Here is a 4,699-nt window from a genome sequence, read left to right on the forward strand (position 1 = left end):
CCGTGCGCGAACCGAGCGCGAGGGACGACCGAGTGAACGGAGTGAACGAGGGAGTCGGCTGGGGAGGCCTGAGGGCTGTGCGGGGCGGTGCGGTCGCAAGTGGTCATGCTCACTCCGCGGTGTCGTTCGCAGTAGTGGCAGTGGTCCAGAGAAAACTGCCCGAACCGACTACACCAACTCAGCCCTCGAACCCGTCTTCCCACCGGAACGTCCCGTTACGCTGCACCACCTCGCCGTCGATCTCCATCCGCGAGTCCTCGCTCATGTCGGTGATCATGTCGACGTGGACCGCCGAGTCGTTCGCCTCGCCCTCGCTGCCTTCGGGGAAGTTCGACTCGTAGGCACGCCCCACTGCCAGATGCACCGTATCGCCCATCTTCTCGTCGAAGAGGATGCTGTCGGTGAAGCGGTCGATGCCGCGGTTCATCCCGATCCCGAGTTCGCCGAGTCGCCGAGCGCCCTCGTCGGTGTCGAGCACCTCGGCGATCGCGTCCTCGTTCTGCTCGGCCGCGAAGTCGACGACCTCGCCGTCCTCGAAGGTGAGGTGGACGTTCCGGACGCGCTGGCTGTTGATCGTCATCGGCACGTCGAAGAACACCTCGCCCTCGGTGGCGTGGGGCGCGGTGAACACCTCGCCTGAGGGGAGGTTGTGGGAGTCGTAGGCGACGCTCGCGGCGGAGTTCACTGCGGTCCGGCCCTCGATCGACATCGTGAGATCCGTGTCCTCCTTGACGATCCGGACCTCGCTCCCCTCGTCCAGCAGTTCCTTCATCGTCGCCATCTCGTCGGCCAGTTCCTCCCAGTCACGCAGGACGGCGTCGTAGACGAACTCCTGGTACTCCGCGTAGCTCATGCCGGCCTGCTGGGCCAGCGCGCGGGTCGGGTGGACCGTCGACACCCAGTCGGTGTCCATCCGCGCCTCGCGGATCCCCTGCCGGGCACGGCCCTTCGCCTGTCGCTTCTCGGCGGGTACGTCGGCGCCCTCCGTCGTGTTCCGGCCGCCGCCGAGGCGGAGCACCGCGTCGGCGTGCTCGTACAGCGCGCGCTCGTACTCGGGGTCCTCGTCGAACTCGCCGCTGTGGGCCCGCGTGTACGCCCGATCCACCTCGCTGGAGCCGTACAGCGTGACGAGGTTCGCGTCGCGCACGCCGAGCTCCTCGGCGACGGCGACGGCGAGTTCGTGGGCCCCCTCGGCGACGGAGAGCACCACGTCGTCGCCCGCCTCGATCCGGGCGCTCCAGTCGACTAGCGTCCTCGCGTGTTCGCGGATGCGTTCGTCCATGGCTGCCGGATCGGTGCCATCCGGGAAAACACCCGCGGGACGCGGTCGACCGCCCGCGGCGATCGGGCAGTTCCGCGACCGCCCGGGACCGCAACGGCTACACGCGTGCCCTCACAGCCTCGGGTATGGAACTGGGCGTCATCGGACTCGGACGGATGGGACAGATCGTCGTCGACCGAGCCCTCGACGCGGGCCACGACGTGGTGGCGTTCGACCTGAGCGCGGAGGCGACCGCCGAGGCCGCCGAGGCGGGCGCGACCGCCGCCGACAGCGCCGCGGACCTCTGTGACCGACTGGGCGAGGAGAAGCGGATCTGGCTGATGGTGCCGGCGGGCGACCCCGTCGACGCCACGCTCGCCGACCTCGAACCCCACGTCGGCGAGGAGGACGTGATCGTCGACGGCGGGAACTCCCACTTCGAGGCGTCGGTGCGCCGGGCCGAGGAGGTCGACGCCGCCTACCTCGACTGCGGCACCTCCGGCGGCCCCGCGGGCGCACACCTCGGCTTCTCGCTGATGATCGGCGGCCCGGAGTGGGCCTACGAGGCGATGGTACCGGTCTTCGACGCCGTCGCGACCGGGAACGCCGGCCACGAGCGCATGGGTCCCTCCGGGTCGGGCCACTACGTGAAGATGATCCACAACGGCGTCGAGTACGCGCTGATGCAGACCTACGGCGAGGGGTTCGAACTGCTCGCGAACGGCCGGTACGACCTCGATCTCGAAGCCGTCGCGCGGACGTGGAACAACGGCGCCGTGATCCGCTCGTGGCTGCTCGAACTCTGCGAGGAGGCGTTCCGCGAGGAGGGGAACGACCTCGGCGACGTCGCCGACCACGTCGCCGGCGGCTCCACGGGCACGTGGACCGTCCAGGAGGCGCTGGAGCAGGAGACCCCGGTGCCGCTGATCTATCAGGCGCTGGCCGAGCGGTTCGGCTCGCGGGCGCCCGATGAGGGGCGGTTCTCCCGGCGGCTCGCGAACCGGCTGCGCTACGGGTTCGGGCGGCACGACGTGAAGCGAGAGTAGCGAGGTCGGGGCAACGCGAGCGACGGAGGAGCGAGCGGAAAACCGACCTCGAAAGCGAGCGAGGCTGGCAAACGGCACACTGACGGTGTGCCGGCAAACAGCCTCGAAAGCGAGCGGGGAGGGACGACCCGCGAGCAAGGAGCGAAGTCGGGGTAACGGCACACCGACGGCGCGCCGGTAAACAGCCTCGGAACGATCGTAAAGTGATCCGCTGCGCGTTCTATCGTCGGGAGAGCCGTCGCTCAGGGTCGTTGAACGACGGGGTAGGGCAACAGGAGAACCCCCGTGGAAACCACGAGGGCGAAAGGCTCCCGCTGTCCGTGCCGTCACCTGTACTCCCCGCCGCTGACTGAAAACCCCTCCGACATCCCCGTTCGTTACTGGGTGCCGGGAGCCGACCGTTACAGGTCGGCGTCGCGGAACCAGACGATCCCCACCGCGAGCGGGACCGCCAGCCAGAGCAGCATCGCGAGCAGGACGACGCCGTCGGCGAACATCGGCGAGAGCTCGGGGCCGAGCGCCTGCGCAGCCTGCTGGTTCGGGATCATCCCCAGCAGCAGGCTGAACATCCGGATGCGGGCCTCCAGATCGCTCATGAACAGGCTGTCGACCAGCGACTTGTACGCCTGAATCGGGTTGAGGATCTTCAGCGCCAGCCGGAGCTGGAACTGCTGGGGCGTCGAGAGGCCGAACAACTCGGTCGCCGCGCGGTTGACGCCGGTGACGAAGAAGTTCCAGAGGAACCAGAACGTCGCGAACAGCCCGCCGGCGCCGACAAGCGCCTGCTGGTTCGTGTTCGCGGCCGCGGAGACGCCGACGGCGATGCCGACGAACACGACCCCCAGCAGCGCGGTCAGCAGCGCGAACTCGACGTAGACGAGGATGTCCAGCCCCGACGCCGCCGGCAGCAGCGCGAGCAGCGCGACGAAGAAGCCGATCAACACCGGGAGGCTGACGACCGCACTGCGACCGAAGAACTTCCCGAGCACCACGTCGTCACGCGAGTGAGGCAGCGAGAGCAGCAGCTTGATCGTGCCCGACTCCCGCTCGCGCGTGATCGAGCCGTAGGCGACGACGAGCGCCGTCAGCGGGATGATGATCGCCGTCCCCTGTTTGAGGAAGAAGAGGAACGTGCGGAGCACGCCGCCCCCGCCGCCCTGGGGGCCGCCGCCGACGTAGAGCCGGCCGATCGCGGCGCCGGCGAACACCAGAATCGACAGCGCCGACAGCACCCAGAGCCACCGGGAGCGCACCGCGTCCCGGAAGTCCTTCCGGGCGACGGCCTCCCAGCTCATGCGTCCACCTCCTCGGCCTCCCCGCCATCGTCGGGCGTGTCACCTTCGGTGTACGCGAGGAACAGGTCCTCGAGCGACGACTCGCGGGTCGAGAAGTCCTCGACGGCGATGCCGGCGTCCTCGAGCGCGCCGATGACCGCGGTCTTGGCCTCGGGGTCGCACTGGACCGTCACGGTCGCGCCGTCGGTCGAGGCGGCGTCGACGCCGTCGAGCGCGCGCACCGCGTCGAGATCCTCGTCCGTGACGCCGTCGGCGGTGATCGAAAGCGTCGCGCCGGAGCCGACCGCCTCGCGCAGCCCCTCGACGGAGTCCTTGGCGACGAGTTCGCCGTTCCGCAGGATCCCCACGGTGTCACAGACCGCCTCGACCTGCCCGAGCACGTGGCTGGAGAAGAAGACCGTCGCCCCCCGGTCGGCCTCCTCGCGGACGATATCGCGCATCTCCTTCGCCCCCGCGGGGTCGAGCCCGGAGGAGGGCTCGTCGAGGATCAACAGATCGGGATCGCCCACCAGCGCCATCCCGAGCGCGAGGCGCTGGGCCATCCCCTTCGAGTAGCCGCCGGCCTTGCGGTCGCCGTCGCCGGCGAGGCCGACGCGATCGAGCACGGCGTCGGGGTCCGCGTCGGCATCTTTGGACTCGATCGCGAACTCCAGATGTTCCCGCCCGGTCAGGCGGTCGTACACGGAGAACCCCTCCGGGAGCACGCCGGTGCGCTCCCGAACCGCGACGCTCTCGCGCTGGGGGTCCATCCCGAGCACTTCCACCCGCCCCGCGGTGGGGCGCACGAAGTCGAGCAGGACGTTAATCGTCGTCGACTTCCCGGCGCCGTTCGGGCCGAGGAAGCCGAACACCTCGCCCTCCTCCACCGTCAGATCGAGCCCGTCGACGGCGGTCACGTCGCCGAACCGTTTCGTCACCCCGTCGAGTTCGATGGCGGCCATGGGGCGGCTTGCCCCGGTTCCGGATAAAGGGTTTCGGCTGCGTCGCCGGCGTAACTATCGCTCAGAGTACGTCTTCGGGGTCGTGTTCCGCCGCCACACGCTCGACTTCGGCCGCGTAGCGCGCGGCCGTCTCGGGGTCGTCGACCGGTGTTAGCC

The 4,699-nt window shown here is 69.5% G+C and carries 4 protein-coding genes; 1 reads left to right on the forward strand and 3 read right to left on the reverse strand.

Going from position 1 to position 4,699, the window contains the following annotated elements:
- Nucleotides 1-178: 178 nt before the first annotated feature.
- Nucleotides 179-1,282 (reverse strand): aminopeptidase, encoded by a 1,104-nt coding sequence (locus tag ACFR9S_RS08920; RefSeq protein WP_379732738.1) that lies wholly within the window; start codon nt 1,280-1,282, stop codon nt 179-181.
- 125 nt (nt 1,283-1,407) lie between these two features.
- On the opposite strand from ACFR9S_RS08920, the gene gnd reads away from it, so the two are divergent.
- Nucleotides 1,408-2,307: a phosphogluconate dehydrogenase (NAD(+)-dependent, decarboxylating) gene (gene gnd, locus ACFR9S_RS08925; protein ID WP_379818446.1), complete on the forward strand. Its 900-nt coding sequence runs from the start codon at nt 1,408-1,410 to the stop codon at nt 2,305-2,307.
- A 401-nt stretch (nt 2,308-2,708) separates the two neighbouring features.
- On the opposite strand, the gene ACFR9S_RS08930 is transcribed toward gnd, so the two are convergent.
- Entirely contained in the window at nt 2,709-3,602 is an 894-nt protein-coding gene (locus tag ACFR9S_RS08930) for an ABC transporter permease (protein ID WP_379731975.1), read from the reverse strand.
- The gene (locus tag ACFR9S_RS08935) at nt 3,599-4,543 is read right to left on the reverse strand and encodes an ABC transporter ATP-binding protein (protein ID WP_379731976.1); all 945 of its coding nucleotides are present in this window, start codon (nt 4,541-4,543) and stop codon (nt 3,599-3,601) included. Before ACFR9S_RS08935 ends, ACFR9S_RS08930 begins: the two co-directional genes overlap by 4 nt.
- Nucleotides 4,544-4,699 lie beyond the last annotated feature (156 nt).

It is taken from the genome of Halolamina salina (assembly GCF_042678005.1).
Taxonomy (GTDB): Archaea; Halobacteriota; Halobacteria; order Halobacteriales; family Haloferacaceae; genus Halolamina; species Halolamina salina.

Coding starts and splice junctions, on each gene's coding strand:
- ACFR9S_RS08920 (WP_379732738.1), bottom strand. CDS start 1,282: ATGGACGAACGCATCCGCGAACACGCGAGGACGCTAGTCGACTGGAGC.
- gnd (WP_379818446.1), top strand. CDS start 1,408: ATGGAACTGGGCGTCATCGGACTCGGACGGATGGGACAGATCGTCGTC.
- ACFR9S_RS08930 (WP_379731975.1), bottom strand. CDS start 3,602: ATGAGCTGGGAGGCCGTCGCCCGGAAGGACTTCCGGGACGCGGTGCGC.
- ACFR9S_RS08935 (WP_379731976.1), bottom strand. CDS start 4,543: ATGGCCGCCATCGAACTCGACGGGGTGACGAAACGGTTCGGCGACGTG.